Genomic DNA, 16680 nt, shown 5'->3' with positions numbered 1-16680 from the left:
GGGCAGAGACCAGTGGTAGCCCACTCGCTCAGCTTCGATAGCTTTGTATCAACTTCTGACGCATCTGTGCGCCATCCCGAACGACTGGATCTTTCTTGCCTTCACCGCTTCGCGCTCCCTCACGCTCTCTTCGACTCTTTGCAGGTGCGGCCGTCGCTGCTGTTCTGCTGGCCGGGTGCACGGCTCAAGGAAGCTCCGCGGATGCGCTGCAGAAGGCTTGCATTGACGCATCCTCCTCGGCAATCAAACTCATCGCCGCCGCAGACCCGTGCGGTGCAGGCTTTGTCGAGGCCGTGTTCGTGACGGAGGCAGCGGCCGACGGAGTTGCCGGCGCAGACGGTGTTAACGGCACCGACGGCATCAACGGAGCAGATGGACTCGCCGGCGCGAACGGCGTCGACGGAGCAGATGGCGCCGCCGGTGCCGCCGGAAAGACCGGCCCGACTGGAGCAGACGGCGCTACGGGAGAAACCGGGCACGCCGGAGTTCCCGGCGCGGTAGGCCTCACCGGAGCAACCGGCCCCATGGGTATAGACGGCATGACGGGAATGATGGGTCCGATGGGGGCAAACGGCGCTCTAGGTGCACCCGGCTCGATGGGAGCACCCGGCTCGGACGGGCAAACAGGCGCGCAGGGACCTCAGGGCGCGACGGGCGAAACCGGCGCTACTGGTGCAACCGGCGCAACCGGACCCGCAGGAAACTCTCTTCTCGCAGCCCATTTCGGAACCGACGTCGGCGGAGCTAGCAACGGCAGCAGAAGCACGTGCATTGTAGGCACGCTCTCTCTGACTGCCTCTTCGCTGGCCGGCGATGGCATGGTTGCTGATGGCCGATCTTTGCCCGTCTCCGGCAATGAAACGCTGTTTTTGATGATCAGCAACGTCTATGGCGGCGATGGAATCAACAACTTCAAGATCCCCAACATGAGTGCTGTGACACCTAACGGCATGACTTGGAATCTCTGTGTGACTGGAATCCTCCCCAATTTCCCGTAACCGCGTTCGCCGCCGGCGATAAGGCACGCGCAGCGGGCGTAGCCGCACTCGGCTCGACTATCATTTCCCCATGCCAGAGACCCACACCGCCGATCCCTCCGCAGCCGGAGGAGAGCGGGTATTGATCTTGTCCGCTGGCGTCGGGTCGGGTCATAACAGCGCCGCCGCGGCAGTGCGCCAAGCGTGTGACGCGCGCGCTGATGTCGCCGAAGTGAAGGTCCTCGATGTGCTTCAGGTCAGCAGCACCCTGTACCGCGATGTGTTGGGCAAGGGCTACTTCGTGCTTGCCAAAGGTTTACCATGGCTGCTCGAGTGGGCGTACGACGTCAGCGACGCCCCCTTTTGGCGCCGCGGACCGATCGACCCCTGGACTCAGGCCAACTCTCTTCCTGTGATTCGGGAGATCAAACGCTTTCAGCCCACCGCGATCGTCAGCACGCATTTTCTGCCCGCCCAGCTCATGGCGACGCTCCTCATGCGCGGAGTCATCGATGCCAAAACAGCGGTTGTCACGACCGACTACGATCCGCAAGGCCTCTGGCTGACAAGCGCATTCCACTCGTTCAACGTGGCGCGGGAGGAAGGCAAGATCGAGCTGATGGCGCTCGGCCTGCCGCCCGAGCGCGTGGCAGCTACCGGCATCCCGATCAGCGTGTATTCGGATGCCGAGGTTAACCGCGTCGCTCATGACGTTCCCCACATCTTGATTTCTGCGGGCGCTGCGGGCGGAGACTACGCCGTCGCTGCGGTGCGGCAGACGCTGCATATGCGCTCGGTGTTTACCGCGACGGTCGTCTGCGGACACAACGAGCAGACTCGTGCCGACATTGAGAAACTCGTCGGGGCTGACGATCGCTTCCAGATTCTGGGCTTCACGACTGAGATGCCCGCACTGCTCAGAAGGGCCGACCTGTTTGTGGGTAAACCGGGTGGGCTCTCGGCCTCCGAATGCATGGCAGCGGGGTTGCCCATGGTGCTGGTGAACCCCATCCCGGGGCAAGAAGTTCGCAACGGTGATTACCTGATGGAGCAGGGTGCTGCTGTTCGTTGCAACGACGTCACCACGCTCGGTTGGAAGATCGACCAGATCGTGAGCGAGCCTGGTCGCCTCCAACGAATGCAAGCGGCCGCGAAGAGCACCGGACGACCGGATGCCGCGGCAGACGTTCTCACCGGGCTGCTTGATGGCCCGCGCCGCCCGATCGTCGTGACCCGCGCCGCGCAAAAAGCTATTCTTGCCGCCAGCGAAAAACGAATGGTGGCGAGCGATCTACGGGGAGATTCTGCTCTGGTGCGGCTGACCGACCCCACCGACAACAGCACGGTGGCACTCCTGAAAGCAGACGAACTGCAAGACCTGCAGAAGCGGTACGCGTCGGCTGAGGGCGAGTTAGTGCTCCGCCCCGATCAGACGCTTGCTTCGCTTCGGTGGGAAGGCCGCCGACTTATTCGGGCCGTGCTGCGCAATGACGATTCCCTGCGTGTTCGCATCGACGCGCTTCCGCAGACGTAGCTGCAGACGCAGTCGCAGTCTGATCCGCTAGTTGGCGGCGGGCCGCAATGGCACGGCGCCTGCCCAGTGCGACGGGCTGTGTTGAGCGGCAAGCAGCGCCCAATCGCCGGCTCGCGCGTGCCACTGCCGAGTACGTGGATCCCGCTGTAACGTCGGCCCCGCGTCGAGCGCGACCTGCACGGTCGCACTCTTCCCGCGCTGCAGCGTCACTTTCTGAAAACCCACTAGCTGAGCTACCGGATGCTCGGCCGACAGATCGGCGGCGTAAAGCTGCACGACAATCGATCCGTCGCGATCGCCCGTATTGGTCACGAGAATACGCGCGGAGCCACCCGCATCAGTAAACGTGTGATCGAGGAGCTCGTGCGTCATGGTCGTGTAGCCCAACCCGAATCCGAACGGGAACGCGGGAGCGATACCGGCTCCGTCGAGATGGCGCTGGCCCCACTTGTCGTCATACACAACGGCTTTAGCTGCGCTATCGAACGGGGGCAGATGCGCCGCGTCACGCGGGATGACAAACGGCAAGCGACCTCCGGGTTCGGTGTCTCCCGTCAGCATGCTCGCGAGCGCGTGTCCACCTTCCATGCCGCCGTACCACGCAAGAACAAGCGCAGGAACGCTATCCCGCCACGCGTCGGTCACGATCGCGCTCCCGCCAATCAGCACCACGACGGTGCGCGGATTGGCTGCGGTGACGGCGCGGATAAGGCTCGCGTCGGACGGACGAAGTTCGAGCGAACTCCGATCGCCGCCGCGCACGAAGCGTGCCGCGAGGTGCGCCAGCCCGATGAAGATACGGCGAGACAGACCAGAGTTGAATGCGCGGCCGAGTATCCCGACGTCAACTCCACCCGTAACGACGGACTCACCCTCGTCGTGCTGGTCGAGGCCCACGACAACGACAACAGTTTCTGCCTGCGCCGCGAGCTCGGCGGCAGCGCTCTCGTTCTTTCCAGTGGCGGTCGTGATCTGCGCCTCCGGGAACGCTTCGCGCAATCCTTGCAACGGGGAGACGGTGGATGGCGGCCGAACGCGAGAGGAGCCATGATCGCCCAAGTTGTCTTCGTCAGCGAGTCGCCCGATGACAGCGAGCCGCCTCGTGCCGGGAGCCAATGGCAGGAGCGGTGCCTCATCAACGGCATCGTTCTTGAGCAGCACGATTGACTCCGCGGCTGCCTGCAGGGCAAGGGCCCGGTGCGCGGGAGAGGCGATCATGGTCGCCTTCGGCTCCTGCTGTTCGCGCGTTGCCGCCTGCAAAATACTGGTGCGAAGAATGCGGTGAGCAGACTCCAGCACGGTCGCGCGGTCAAGCTCCCCGCTACGCAGTGCGGCAGGTAATGCGCGCGCCCGCAGCATGCGCAACGGCATCTCGACATCCATTCCGGCCTGCAGACTGACGACCGCATCGTGAGTTCCGAAAACCCAGTCGCTCGTCACGAAACCGGTGAAACCCCACTCGTCTCGCAGCACATCCGTCAGGAGGGCGCGATTAACATCCATGTATTCGCCGCGCACCCGGTTGTAGGCGCTCATGACAGAGTCGGCTCCGGCATCCACCACGGCTTTGAAATGGGGCAAGTACACCTCATGCAGCGCGTGGTCATCGACTTCCACGTCGACCTCGAAGCGTTCGTTCTCCATTGAGTTGAGCGCGAAATGCTTCACGCAGGCCATCGTGTGCACGCGAACACCGCGAGTGAGGGCCGAACCCATCTGCCCGACGAGCACCGGATCTTCGCCGTAACATTCCTGCGCGCGGCCCCAGGCGGGATGCCGCAGCAAGTTCACACACACCGAGGCAGAGTAGTTCGCGCCCCGCGCGCGGGTCTCGGCGCCGATCGCTACCCCGACCCGTTGCTCAAGCTCCGGATCCCAGGTTGCTGCTCGCGCCATTGTCACGGGGAACGCTGTAGCCGCACCTATCACGACACCACGAGCACCGTCGCTGAATCGAATGCCCGGGATGCCGAGCCGCGATACCGCACCGGCCACGAATGGTCGCCGACCGAGGAGGGCGGGAATGAAGGGCAAGAGTCGCCGGGGAGAATCACCGTCGAGCAACCCGAGCAGTTCCTTATCGGTCAGGAGCCTAATGAGCTGGGCTGCGGCTTCGTCAGCATCGAGTTCGCCGGCACGAACAGCGCGTACCGCCTCGTCAAAGGCGTGCACCGAAGCCTTCGTCGTGACTGGCACGGCTGCGTCGCTGATCGGCATACCGCCAGCGCTGTGCACGATGCGGTTCGCATTCTCCATGATTCGAAGTCTGCACCCTGTAGCTGTGCTCTCGCAAAATGTGAGTGGGATGGCGTGCGGCGCAGACTAGGCTTCTGACGTGGAAGACACTTACGAACTTGAACTCCGTAGCGTTCCCTTCGAGCACGCTGACTCGGTGATGCTGCGTTCTGCGCAGCGTGCTGAGCTCACTGCGCGCTACGGAACTGAAGACAGCGAGCCTGGCGCTAAGCCGACATCCGACAGCGTCACGGTGTTTCTCATCGCCTACGTTGACGGTGTTCCTGCCGGCTGCGGTGGGCTTCGCGAGCTCGACAATGGCGGTTTCGAGATCAAGCGGATGTACGTCACTCCGGCCCAGCGCGGCAGCGGTATTGCGATCGCCGTGCTGAGAGGGCTTGAGGAGTGGGCTCGTGCCCAGTCGGCTACTGAACTCGTATTGGAGACGGGAACTGCACAGCCTGACGCCATGCGGTTCTATGAGCGCGAGGGCTACAGCCGCATCGAAAGCTTCGGAGCTTATGCTGGCGAACCGCTCAGTGTCTGCTACTCAAAGGCGCTCTAGCGAGAGTTTCGCTGGGGCCGCTGCGAGCACGTCCACTACCGCGAGCACGTCCACTACCGCGATCACGTCCGTGGCGACGATCACGTCCGCCTAGGCTAGGGCGGTGCTCGCTCTTGTCGCTCTCGCCGTCGTTATAGGAGCACTCTCTCAACGCATCACCGGCATGGGTTTCGCGCTCGTGGCGTCTCCGCTGATCGTGATTCTGCTCGGGCCCTTCGACGGGGTGCTCGTCGTGAACCTGTGTGGTGTCGTCTCGTCTCTGCTCATCATCCCGCGCGTGTGGCGACACATCGAGTGGCGCACTCTCGCGTGGCTGGCGATCCCGGCGGTCGCGGCCATCATCCCGGGCTCACTGCTCGTGACTCGACTTCCCGGCGCTGTTATGCAGTTGGGGGTTGGGGTTCTCGTGATTGTTGCCCTCACCGCGACCCTGGTCATCACGCGCGCGGAGCGTGTCGTTCCGGCCCGCCCGGCGGCGATCGTCGCGGGGGCGGCATCCGGCTTCATGAATACGGCTGCGGGAGTCGGCGGCCCGGCCCTCAGCATTTATGCGGTGCTGATGCGCTGGCCTCAAGTGAACTTCGCGGCCACTCTGCAGCCCTACTTTGTGATCGTCGGCACGGCATCCCTCGCGACGAAGGCGTTCTTTTCGGGCGGGGTGCTTCCTGATTTGGATGCCGCCAGCTGGATCCTCATCATCGGTTCGCTGCTGGTGGGGCTCGCGCTCGGTGAAGTGCTCACTCGTCACATCAGTCATCGAGTTGCCCGTATCGCGGTGATCATCGTGGCCTACCTCGGAGGGACCGTCGCGATCATCGACGGTGCGCTCGCTCTCGCTTCTTAACGAACGGATGCCCGGCCCCCACTCTCGGGGACCGGGCATCCGGCGTTCAGCAGTTCGCTAGCGCGAGCCGCTCTAGGTGTTGCTAGTTGGCTGGACCAACTCCGACGGGATCAGCCTCTTCGTTGCTGGTGTCATCGTTGCCGGGAACTGTCTGGCGCAGCGTGGCGCCGAGGTCAGCATCCACACTTGTCCAGTACCAGTAGAAGCGCTCGAGGATCTCGGGAATCGTGATGCCACGGCCCTGTCCGGTGAGCGTTTCGATGAAGCGAGCCTTTGACTCTGCCGAGAAGACATCGCGGTAGAGCGTTCCGGCCTGGCCGAAGTCGTCGTCTTCGGAGTGCAGCGTTGCTGCGGCGCGAAGCAGTTCGCCGTCGGTTGCCCAGCCACCTTCGCCAGCAAGCTCGGGCTGAGCTGCGGGGCCGCCGAACGAGTTCGGCGTGTACGTGCGAGCGGCCGCGTCACCGATCTTGTAGTTCATCGAACCTTCGTGCTGGTAGTTGCGCGCTTCAGAGGCGTGCGGCTGGTTCACCGGCAGCTGGTTGTAGTTGGTGCCGATGCGGTTGCGCTGGGCATCCGGGTAGGAGAACACCCGCGCCATCAGCATCTTGTCTGGGCTGATGTCGGTGCCGGGAACCATGTTCGACGGCGAGAACGCTGACTGCTCGATCTGCGCGAAGAAGTTCTCCGGGTTGCGGTTGAGCGTGAAGTGGCCAACCGGAATCAGCGGGTAGTCCTTGTGCGACCACGTCTTGGTGAGGTCGAAGGGGTTGAAGCGGTAGGTCTTGGCTTCTTCGTACGGCATGACCTGCACCGAGACATCCCAGGTGGGGTAGTCGCCGTCGGCGATGGCGTTGAAGAGGTCGCGACGGTAGTAGTCGGCGTCTTCTCCGGCGATGCGCTCGGCTTCGGCAGCTTCCATGAGCTCAACACCCTGGCGGGACTTGAAGTGGTACTGCACCCAGAAGCGCTCGCCTTCAGCGTTGATCCACTGGTAGGTGTGCGAGCTGTAGCCGTTGAGGTGGCGCCATGACTTGGAGAGGCCGCGGTCACCCATGAGGTACGTGACCTGGTGGGCGCTTTCAGGCGAAAGGGTCCAGAAGTCCCACTGCATGTCACCGTCACGAAGACCGGAGTCGCCGAGGCGCTTCTGCGAGTGGATGAAGTCGGGGAACTTCATGCCGTCACGAATGAAGAAGACGGGAGTGTTGTTTCCGACGATGTCGAGGTTTCCCTCGGTGGTGTAGAAACGCAGCGCGAAGCCGCGAACGTCGCGCCAGGTGTCAGGCGAACCCTGTTCTCCGGCTACGGACGAGAAACGCAGAATGGTTTCACTCGTTGCGCCCTTCTGGAAGACGGCAGCCTTGGTGAACCGAGACACGTCTTCTGTGACGACGAACTCACCAAATGCTCCAGCACCCTTGGCGTGGGGGTTGCGCTCCGGCACCCGCTCGCGGTTGAACGATGCGAGCTTCTCGACCAGAAAACGGTCGTGGAGCCCGATTACGCCATCAGGACCTGTCGTGAGCGAATGTTCGTCGCTCGCAATGGGTGCGCCGGCCTGGGTTGTCGTGGGTTCTGTCACGATGTCTCCTTTTTGTGGGTGGGATTATTGGCGAATTGACGATCGGATGACAGCGTAGACAGCGCTGTCTGTGTTCTTTAGTCTGCACTCGTTTGCGTGAGAGCGGTCTGGCAATCGGGGCATACGCCCCAGAAGTTCACTTCGGCGGTGTGCACGGTGAAGCCGCCGGCTTCGGATGGAGTGAGGCACGGCGCGTGACCAACGACACAGTCCACGTCGCGAACGGCGCTGCATTCGGTGCAGACGATGTGGTGGTGGTTGTCGCCAATGCGGCGTTCATAGAGAGCGGATGACCCTGCCGGTTCGATCTTGCGCAGCAAGCCCGCCGTCGTCAGCGCCGCCAGTACTCCGTACACGGCTTGGAGGGAGGTGCCGGGCAAACTCGGCAGTACAGCGCTGAACACTGTGTCGGCATCCGAGTGAGGGATGTCGGTGAGAGCGCTCAGCACAGCGACGCGGGGCTCGGTCACTTTCAGACCGGCCTCTCGCAGAGTGTCGGCGAGCGCCGCATCCGTCACTGTTTCCATGGTTACGACGGTATCAGTTGTTTTGAATAACTCAAGACAACTGGTGATAGCCTCGCTCAGGATCGGCTCTCCAACTTCAACACTGACTTTATTCAGCTAAGGCCGCCCGCTGTCGGAATGGGGACGTGTCGTTCCCAAGAGAATACTTCCCACCGCGGCCCTATTCCGTCGCAGCCAAGCGTGCTGGCCTCGAAGGTCTCAAGAAACTTGTCGGCGAAACTCATTCGGGCCGGAGCGCTTAGCGAAGCACGGGATCAAAAGCGATTGAAGTACCTTTCAATCGTCTCGTCTCGCTCGTCAGAGTTCACCGTGGGGCGTTCAAAGCGTTCATCATCGTACTCAGCCCCGGCCGCTTCATCCTCCGCCGCAGCCGCCTGCATCGCTTCTTCGAAATCATCTTCGAGGCCCGAGAGCCCAAAACAGTCACTCAGCTCGCGAAGTTCTTCCACCATCGGTGGCGCGGGGTCCCACCTCTGGAGCTCATGAACGACGTGATCCTGAAATTCATCGGCGAAATCTTGGTCAAACGGTAGGGAGTCCTCCCTCGCAAGCAGCTCCCCCAGTATCAACCAGTCCTCGGTCTCGGAGAGTGTCGTCCTTATCCACCGCTCGGCCACTGAAGCGGCGTTCGCAGGCAGTAGTGCGCCAATAGCATCCGCGCCGAAGGTGATCTCGAAGGCTCGTTTTTTGTCGCCTCTCTCCTTCCCCCAGCGCTCGACCATGATCGATGCTTCTCGGAGAAACCACTTCTTTTTTGGCCCCCAACCTTCGGGAAGTTTGGCTATGAAAGCGAGGCGCGCTTCCCGGCTCTGCGAAAAGGAATCGTGGTGTAAGTTTCGCGTGTCGAGCGCATCCGCAGAAAAGGTCCGCTTTATCGCTTTCGAGTAGCTTTTCCGTGTCGACTCATGCAACACCTTCTCTCGCGCCTGACTCGACGACCTCTTGTCTCTCACGGTGACCGATGCGGCAGCACGAGACCACAAGCTCTCAACCTGTTCGAAATGGATGGCAGCCTGAAGCAGGTTGCGTTGCAGTTCGGGGTCGCGTCGAAGCTCGTTGAGTATAAAGTCAACAACGGATGGGTTGTCGAACTCCACCACAACGCCACGATGATCCTTGCCGAATTTTAGGAAGGTTTCCTCCATCCGCTCGAGTGCAAGGCGGAAACTACCCGGCGGTCTCGAAATGGCAAGCAGCTTGCACAAATCGCGGTGTGCACTCTCTAGCGCGGTCAAATCAACCGACCGCTCGAACGACACGAGCACATAAAGCAAAGCGCGCTCTTCCTCCGTAAGGTGAGCATCGAAGCTCTGTTTCCACAAAGTAGACGGGTCATCGAGGGCGGCGACAAACTGATCTATCCAAGCGCCAGGGGCTTCAGACTGAGACCCGAGTCGAACGCCGTACTCGATTAACCGAGGGCTGTAGTTAGGGTGGTCGACAACCCGTCGCCACCCACCGTCAGCAAGCTTCATTAGCTCCGATCGGTCAATAGTCGCCTGCCAGAGATGGTTATAGAGAATGCGCGCTTTATCGTTCCGACTATAGTCCGTGAGTTCTAGAATGTACTTGCCTCGCGTGCTGACTGAACTCAACTTCGAGTAAGTCCGAGCAGCATCACGCAGGATGTACTCGCGCGTGGTTAGAACTAGGCGTTTCGATTTCATCCCTTGCACTCGATCAATGAAACCCGCCAACCGCGAGTCTTCGTTCTTGTTCATTCGCTCTGAAAAAGAGAGTTGCCCTAGAAAGTCGTCATAAAGGAAAACCTGACGCCGTTCAGGATCGAGTGCCCCCCATGCGTCATCGATGTCGCTCGACACTTCAATGACTTCGAACCCGCGAGCCATGTGGTCAGCGAGAAGCACATGCGCGAGAACGGTTTTGCCAATGCCGGGCTGACCGGCGATAAGGCATACTTTTTCGCGCTCAAGAATATCGCTCGCCTGTTCGAAGACCTTCGTGCCAACATATTGAGTGATCGTCTTCTCAATCTGGCGACAGAGTTCCTCCGACCGATTTAGAAGCTCAGCACGTGTAGCCCAGAAGAGTTCGGTGCCTGTAGAGAGCCAAAGCTTTAAGTGCTTACGCTCCACCACTTTGTGACGGTCTAGCATCTGATCGAGGTCCAGACCAGACAGAACATCTTCAGTTGACTTTATCCACGGAGACAGAGCACCCATCAGCTCATTTTTTTGGTTAGCAGTGAGGGGCTGCGACGTCGCAAAAAGATACCGCTCAGGCTTCAGTTTCTCGATCTTGGGACATTCTTTCCTTGCCGAAGCCAGCAACTGAGCGAATGAAGAGTTGATGTAGTGCTTGCATTGCACGATTCCCACGCCGCCCCCGGATTCGTGCCAACGCAAGTCGATACCTCCATCAGCGCCGGGACCGAATCTCTCGACCGGCGTCTTGAACTCAGCCGAGAGCAAATCCGCGTAAAGTTCCTCGAGATCGATTTCTGTCAATGACCGCCAATTGCGCATCGAACAAGTGTGGCAGGTCGCACCTCACGCCGCCCGATTGCTGCCCGCTTTCAGCACACAAATCCCTAAGGCAGCTTCTACAAGAGAGGCAGCGGAGGTTCATGCCCTGACGAGAAGTTGGTGAGGCTAGGCAAAGCTCCCCCACAGCGCTCCGCGACTATTCGCGATTCTGGTGACGTATCACCTCGAACGACTGCCCTCGACGACATCCCCTGCCGCGTTGATTGCGAACGGCCGAACCCCTCCGGGGGGGGGGGGGTACTGACCACCGAGAGCGCCACCACCACTAAAGCGCATTCAATTCGCGTCTGACAACACGAAGGCCGCCGATTCGCGCTCCCCTCTCGCAAAGTCCACTCCATCTCGCGACAGTCCGCGTCGAGGTCTGGGAGCGAGCACGAGACGCCTTTACTTCTCAACTCGCGGAAAGAGGAAAGCGCATGTCGGCTGTCTAACCCGAAGCGAACTAGATTTCCCCACATATTGATTCGCCCCGCGCCTTGTGCGGGCGGATGATCTTCGAACATACGATGTGCGCATGTCCGAGAACGTAATACATCCACTGCCCGAGTCAGATCAGGGCGCCGGTGGGAGCCTGCACATAAGCAGCTTGGCACCGCGGTTCGTCAGTGAGCAGCACCAGATTTACGTCGACCTAATACGACGAGCGTTGGACACCGAGGGAACAAAGAACATCGCTTTGACTGGGGCGTACGGAACTGGCAAGAGCAGTATTCTGTCAAGTCTCAAAGGCACTCATGCTGGCCGAGTGGTGGAATTGTCACTCTCAACCGTTACGTCGGGCGTTGCAAGCACCAGCGACTCGAGCGGGGCATCATCTCGCACTAACCAGATCCAAAAGGAACTCGTAAAGCAGCTGCTTTATCGCCTGCCGGCTAGCAAGGTGCCTCAATCGAGATTCCGCCGAGCCAACGTTCCCGACGCCCGCCGCAGCTGGGTGACCGCTTGCATCGGAGGCGCTGCAGCGTTTGTCCTTTTATTCGGACTCGGCCTAATCGAACCGCTCATCGAGATGCTCCTTCCCGTTCCCTGGCGGCAGTGGGTTGCATACATGTTGCTCCTCGCTGCAATGATCGGCGCAACCTGGACAGCACTCGCGATATCGCGAGGTCGCCCAGCAGTCAGTGCCTCTGTGCAGACCGGGCCGGCAACGATTACGTTGTCGAAGCAATCTGAAACCTACTTTGACGAGTACCTAGACGAAATTGTCTATTTCTTTCAGGCAAGTCGACGCGACATCGTCCTGATTGAAGACATCGACCGGTTTGACGACGTGCAAGTGTTCAATACCCTGCGCGCGCTCAATAGCCTCTTAAACGAATCGACCCAGATTGGGCGGCGAATCGTCTTCATCTATGCGATCCGAGACAGCGTTTTCGAAGAGATCGGATCCTCTCCCAAAGCCCAACCGGCAAAGAATCAGCCCCTCGTGACCGACCGAGCAAAGTCCACCTTGAAACAAGCGAGCCGCACCAAATTCTTTGATGTGATCGTCCCCGTGGTCCCATTCGTGAGCGCAGCTAACGCGCGCGACGTCATGTCAGAGGCGATGAAGAGCGACGACTTCAAGATCAACCCAGCACTCATCCGGCTCGCCGCACGCCATGTTGCGGACATGAGGTTTATCCATAATATTCGGAATGAGTTCGAGGTATATCGAAATCGGCTCATCGTTACCGGCAACCGAATCCCGGGCATCGATGACGATCTTGTGTTCGCCATCATCCTATACAAAAATACACACCTCGCTGACTTCGAGAAGATCCGGCACCAAGAAAGCTCACTCGATCTGCTTTATTCCGCGTGGAGAGCCCTAGTCCATGAGAACGTAGCCGCTGACACAACGCGCCTCATGAAACTGCGCGCGTTGCGGAGCCAGCAGTCCACGACGCATGCTCGAGCCGTACGGCTGGGCCGGCAACTCGAGGAATTCACCGACTTATTGCGCACTGCAGCGCAAGCATCCGCGCCTCAAACGACAGTTGAGCTTCAGACGCCTGCGACAGCCGAAAACCTAGAGCATCCAACAGTTTGGGCACAAATTGTTTCGGAAGGTTCCCAGACCATCAGACTGCACAAACCGGGGAATCGATACCAACCGACCCTCGATTTGTCCTTCTCAATCGACCAGCTCAACCAAATTCTCCGGACCAATATCAGCGGCGACGACTGGAAAACGATCGACTTGGCGCCGATCGACGCTAATATCGGCCAGGCGCGAGTAGATCTGGATTTTCTTCGGCACCACACTTGGCAGCAGCTCGCCGACGAAACACAACTCACTGTCGACCCGGTTCCCTTCGAGCTGCGCGACGCGGCAGGCGCCCCCATCGTCAAGAGCATTACCTTCGACAGCGTCATTGACGCGACATTGCAATCCGATCTAGCACGCGAGCTGGTTCGTCATGGCTTCCTCACCTCGCACTTCGCTCTTTATACTTCCAGCTACTACGGCAACCATCTCGGTCCAGACGCGATGGAGTACACCCGACGGTGCATCGAGCCGGGCGAGCCCGACATGATGTTCGAAATCGGTGAAAGCGAAATCGCGCAGATACTCATAGAACAAGGTGCCGCCACAAGCGACGCCGCTGATTTCTTCGATGACGCGAGTATTTTCAACGTCAGCATTCTTGACTATCTCCTCTCACATCGATGGGGAGCAGCCTCGAACGTCGCGTACCGACTCTCTCGGCTCGAAGAACAAGAGCAGGTATTCGTCGATACTTATATCTCACATGGCGCCCACCCCAATGCGCTCCTTGCCGCGATGGCACCCCATTGGAAAGGAGTTCTCCGCTACGTAGCGTCCTCTCAGCTCGGCACCAGTTCGCAAACCGACTCAATTGATGCGGTGCTCACTGCGCTCCCACATGCGTCCTATGAAACTGACAACGATGTCGCGTCGATTATCGAAGCCACATACGCTCGCATGAAGGCGGTCACGCAACCGGTGTCAGAGAATGCGGCACAAATCGTTCTCGGGATCGCAAAATCTGCCGGCGCCACATTCAGCGACCTTGCTCCGCTCAACAGAATGGCACGCAAAGTTGCCGTAGAGCTGAGACTGTTTCCGCTGACAGAACACAATCTCCGCACCCTCGTCCCTTCAGGGCCGATCGCCCTCGACACGCTACGCACCGAGTCGAACCTTTATCAGTACGCGATCGAGCAGCTCGAGACATTTCTCGCCATCGCAGCGACCCAGCCGGCCTCCGTCCAAGCGCTAGCGGATCCGGAATTTTTCACAGTCGTCTTGGAGGACATCGTCGATAGCGCGAGTTCTCCGCTCATTGGCGATGTAGTCAGAACAACAGACGAACGATTTCGCGTTCCCCGCCTCGGTGACGCTCCCCCCGAAGCGTGGCCATCCCTCGCAGCTCATCACAAAACAGACCCTACGTTCGAAAATGTAACGGCGTATCTCGCGGAGCACGGGCTCGACACCTCGCTTTTCTCGCTGCTCAATAGGGCGAAGAAAGTTACCGGGTGGGAAGGATATTCAGCTGCGGAGAGAATCGAGTTCGCAGTGGCAATTCTCAGCGCTCACACCGATCTTCCTTCCGCGTCCACACGCATTCGCATAGCCAAAAGCGTCGACCCCGGACTAATCCCAGCCGACCGGATTCAACCTGAATCCGGCGACCTAGTCGCGAAGCTCATACGGGCTCGGCTACTGCCCGACGACGCAGCCGCGTTCGACGAACGCCTTATGGTCAACTGGGAGACCCTCGCTAAGACCATCGAAGCGTCGAGAGCTTTCACTACTTTTGTTGCCCCGAGCATTCTCAGCCCGGCCAACATTCCCGCGCTGATACGGCGACAAACCACCAAACTCGACATCCGTCGCACTATTGTCTCCGACCTTGCCACGTATCTCGTCGAAGCCACTCGCGGACAGACCACCAACATCGCGAACGCGCTGATTGAAGGAAGCTGGAAGCTCCCCTACGAGACTATTGAGGCTCTCCGAACTTCCGGAGCGAGCTATCGCCAAGTCGTCGCGCTGATTCATAATCGCGGCGACGACCTATCGACTGTCCACATGAAGTCGCTGCTAAAGGCAATTGGCGGGGACTACTCGCGGATTGCAACAGGTGGACGAGGTCAACCCACCTTCCCCGTTTCCGACTCGCATCGATATATCCTGACCCGGCTTCTTGGCGACACAATCAGAGGAATCGAAACCAAATCTTTCAAACTCAAGGGACTTCGCCTGGTAGCCAGCCTGCAGGCTTGACCATCACAATTGCGCGCCACGCTATGAAGACGTGGCGCTGATTCGAATTTCAGGCTGCACCACCAGTCGGCTGGGGCCAGCATGCAACATCCAGCGCTCAAAACCGAAATTGTGTAGATTCGAATGTGTCGATGTCGAGTCGCCTCACAACCCTTCGGTTGCAAAGCGCAATCGTGCCGAAAATCAGCCCAGGAACAGGTTGCCCGTCCGCCCAGTCCCATTTGCGGAGCCACCAAAACGTACCCTGTCGGACCTTGGGCGGTGACGAAGCCCGCGAGGAGCGGGTGCGAAAAAATTCGCAACAGTTTACTGCCATCAGACTGGTGACTCACCACGCCGGCTCCGTTTCCCACAGCAGGAATAAACTCGGACGGCCCTAAACTTCGGCCACTCCAATCGTCACCTCTGAGAGGTCCGTTTCCGGAACCCGGACAACTTCCTTCCAACCGCCTTCACTAAGTGTGGGCGACGGTTCCCGAGCGGCGCGCTGCGCATCTCCGGCCCCGGCGAGAGCCCACCCGAGCAGCCAGCCGGCGCTACCGAAAGTGAGAACCATATAGACAACCATGCTGGCGCCGAACAGCACGCTCAACAGGCCGAGCGCGACTAGCGCTGCACCGCCCGCCAATGGGCCCCACGCGGCGACCCTGGTTTTAGGCGCTGCCGCACGCTGAGCCGGATACCACGCGGCATCAGACGACAGCGTGAGCGCGGTACGCACTCCGGCGATTGGGTTGCGCTTCAGAAGCCCTTGCCCACTTCGCCGGGCGAGCCACAGAAACAACCATCCCGCCAGCATCAGAAAGCCGCCAGTAAGGAACGAGGCGAGCGAGAACAAGAAGGCGTCTGACATCGTTCGATCCTACCGAGGCCCCTGCAACGAAGCGATGCGTCAGACAGACCCGGCTACGCCCACCGGCCAAGCGCGCAGGACGAACCCAACTTGTCTGAGGTGTAGAGTTGCGAGGCAGACAAACACAGCGATCGGAGCACCTGCATGACACTAGCAGTGCAGCAGGGTCGGCGTGCCGCGCAGGCAGCCGAAGTGCTGCTTGGGCGCATCCGTGCTGGCGAGTGGCCTCTAGGGCACAAGCTGCCGGGCGAGACGACGCTGGCCGCCGAGATCGGGGTCGGGCGCTCAACGCTGCGGGAGGCCATCCGTGAACTCGCCGGGAAGGGCGTGCTCGAGAGCCGCCAAGGCTCCGGCGTCTTCGTGATCTCAACGGACCTCACTGAGGACTGGGATGTCGTGCTCCGTCGGGTGTCGATTGCATCTGTCATCGAGGCCCGTGTCGCGATCGAGGCCGAGGCTGCCGCACTTGCTGCGCATCGACGCACACCATCAGACCTGCGGTCGATGCGGCGAGCACTCGCCCGCCGCTCGAGCCCGAACCGGTCCGTCGACGAGTTCGTTGACGTCGACATGGCGCTTCACCGTGAAGTTGTCGCGGCAGCCCACAATGAGGTCCTGCTCGAACTGTTCGATGGGTTCGTGCCGCGAGTGCGCGTGGCAATGATCGAGATGCTGAGGCTGCGCCCTATCCACGACTACGAGGCAGACCAAGCCGCCCACAGCGCGCTGGTCGAAGCGATCGCCGAACGAGACCCGGCCGCCGCGGCCGAGTGCAGCCGGGCGCACCTCACCGGCGTGCATCGAGCCCTCTCGTGA

The 16680-nt window shown here is 60.3% G+C and carries 11 protein-coding genes; 6 read left to right on the top strand and 5 right to left on the bottom strand.

The features are described 5' to 3' along the window. Positions 1 to 95 precede the first annotated feature (95 nt). Both FFT87_RS14680 and FFT87_RS03645 read left to right on the top strand, forming a co-directional pair. Complete coding sequence (locus tag FFT87_RS14680) at positions 96 to 998, top strand: phage tail protein (RefSeq protein ID WP_219950009.1); 903 nt, start codon at positions 96 to 98, stop codon at positions 996 to 998. A gap of 70 nt (positions 999 to 1068) precedes the next feature. Beyond that, positions 1069 to 2511, top strand: a complete 1443-nt coding sequence (locus FFT87_RS03645) for a glycosyltransferase (RefSeq protein WP_219950008.1) — start codon at positions 1069 to 1071, stop codon at positions 2509 to 2511. A 27-nt stretch (positions 2512 to 2538) separates the two neighbouring features. On the opposite strand, the gene FFT87_RS03640 is transcribed toward FFT87_RS03645, so the two are convergent. Beyond that, positions 2539 to 4767 carry a beta-glucosidase gene (locus FFT87_RS03640; RefSeq protein ID WP_255560038.1) on the bottom strand — a complete coding sequence of 743 codons (2229 nt, stop codon included), beginning with the start codon at positions 4765 to 4767 and terminating at the stop codon, positions 2539 to 2541. Positions 4768 to 4846: 79 nt separating this feature from the next. Between FFT87_RS03640 and FFT87_RS03635 the strand changes: the two genes are divergently transcribed. Both FFT87_RS03635 and FFT87_RS03630 read left to right on the top strand, forming a co-directional pair. Continuing rightward, a complete protein-coding gene (locus FFT87_RS03635; RefSeq protein WP_219950007.1) occupies positions 4847 to 5311 on the top strand; it encodes a GNAT family N-acetyltransferase in 465 nt (154 codons plus the stop codon). Between the two features lie 103 nt (positions 5312 to 5414). Continuing rightward, complete coding sequence (locus tag FFT87_RS03630) at positions 5415 to 6155, top strand: sulfite exporter TauE/SafE family protein (protein ID WP_219950006.1); 741 nt, start codon at positions 5415 to 5417, stop codon at positions 6153 to 6155. A gap of 82 nt (positions 6156 to 6237) precedes the next feature. On the opposite strand, the gene FFT87_RS03625 is transcribed toward FFT87_RS03630, so the two are convergent. The 3 genes from FFT87_RS03625 to FFT87_RS03615 form a co-directional block, all read right to left on the bottom strand. Continuing rightward, complete coding sequence (locus tag FFT87_RS03625) at positions 6238 to 7737, bottom strand: catalase (protein WP_219950005.1); 1500 nt, start codon at positions 7735 to 7737, stop codon at positions 6238 to 6240. Between the two features lie 77 nt (positions 7738 to 7814). After that, positions 7815 to 8264: a Fur family transcriptional regulator gene (locus tag FFT87_RS03620; RefSeq protein WP_219950004.1), complete on the bottom strand. Its 450-nt coding sequence runs from the start codon at positions 8262 to 8264 to the stop codon at positions 7815 to 7817. Positions 8265 to 8518: 254 nt separating this feature from the next. Further along, positions 8519 to 10732: a restriction endonuclease gene (locus tag FFT87_RS03615; RefSeq protein ID WP_219950003.1), complete on the bottom strand. Its 2214-nt coding sequence runs from the start codon at positions 10730 to 10732 to the stop codon at positions 8519 to 8521. A 556-nt stretch (positions 10733 to 11288) separates the two neighbouring features. Between FFT87_RS03615 and FFT87_RS03610 the strand changes: the two genes are divergently transcribed. After that, positions 11289 to 15011, top strand: a complete 3723-nt coding sequence (locus FFT87_RS03610; RefSeq protein WP_219950002.1) for a hypothetical protein — start codon at positions 11289 to 11291, stop codon at positions 15009 to 15011. Positions 15012 to 15387: 376 nt separating this feature from the next. Here the strand turns inward: FFT87_RS03610 and FFT87_RS03605 are convergent, their stop codons facing one another. Continuing rightward, positions 15388 to 15864: an SdpI family protein gene (locus tag FFT87_RS03605; RefSeq protein WP_219950001.1), complete on the bottom strand. Its 477-nt coding sequence runs from the start codon at positions 15862 to 15864 to the stop codon at positions 15388 to 15390. A gap of 144 nt (positions 15865 to 16008) precedes the next feature. On the opposite strand from FFT87_RS03605, the gene FFT87_RS03600 reads away from it, so the two are divergent. After that, positions 16009 to 16680, top strand: coding sequence for a FadR/GntR family transcriptional regulator (locus tag FFT87_RS03600; protein WP_219950000.1), 672 nt, complete (start codon positions 16009 to 16011; stop codon positions 16678 to 16680).

Source organism: Salinibacterium sp. M195 (assembly GCF_019443965.1).
GTDB lineage: Bacteria > Actinomycetota > Actinomycetes > Actinomycetales > Microbacteriaceae > Rhodoglobus.
Note: the sequence above shows the minus strand (reverse complement) of the source record. Positions and strands in the feature narration are given on the sequence as shown.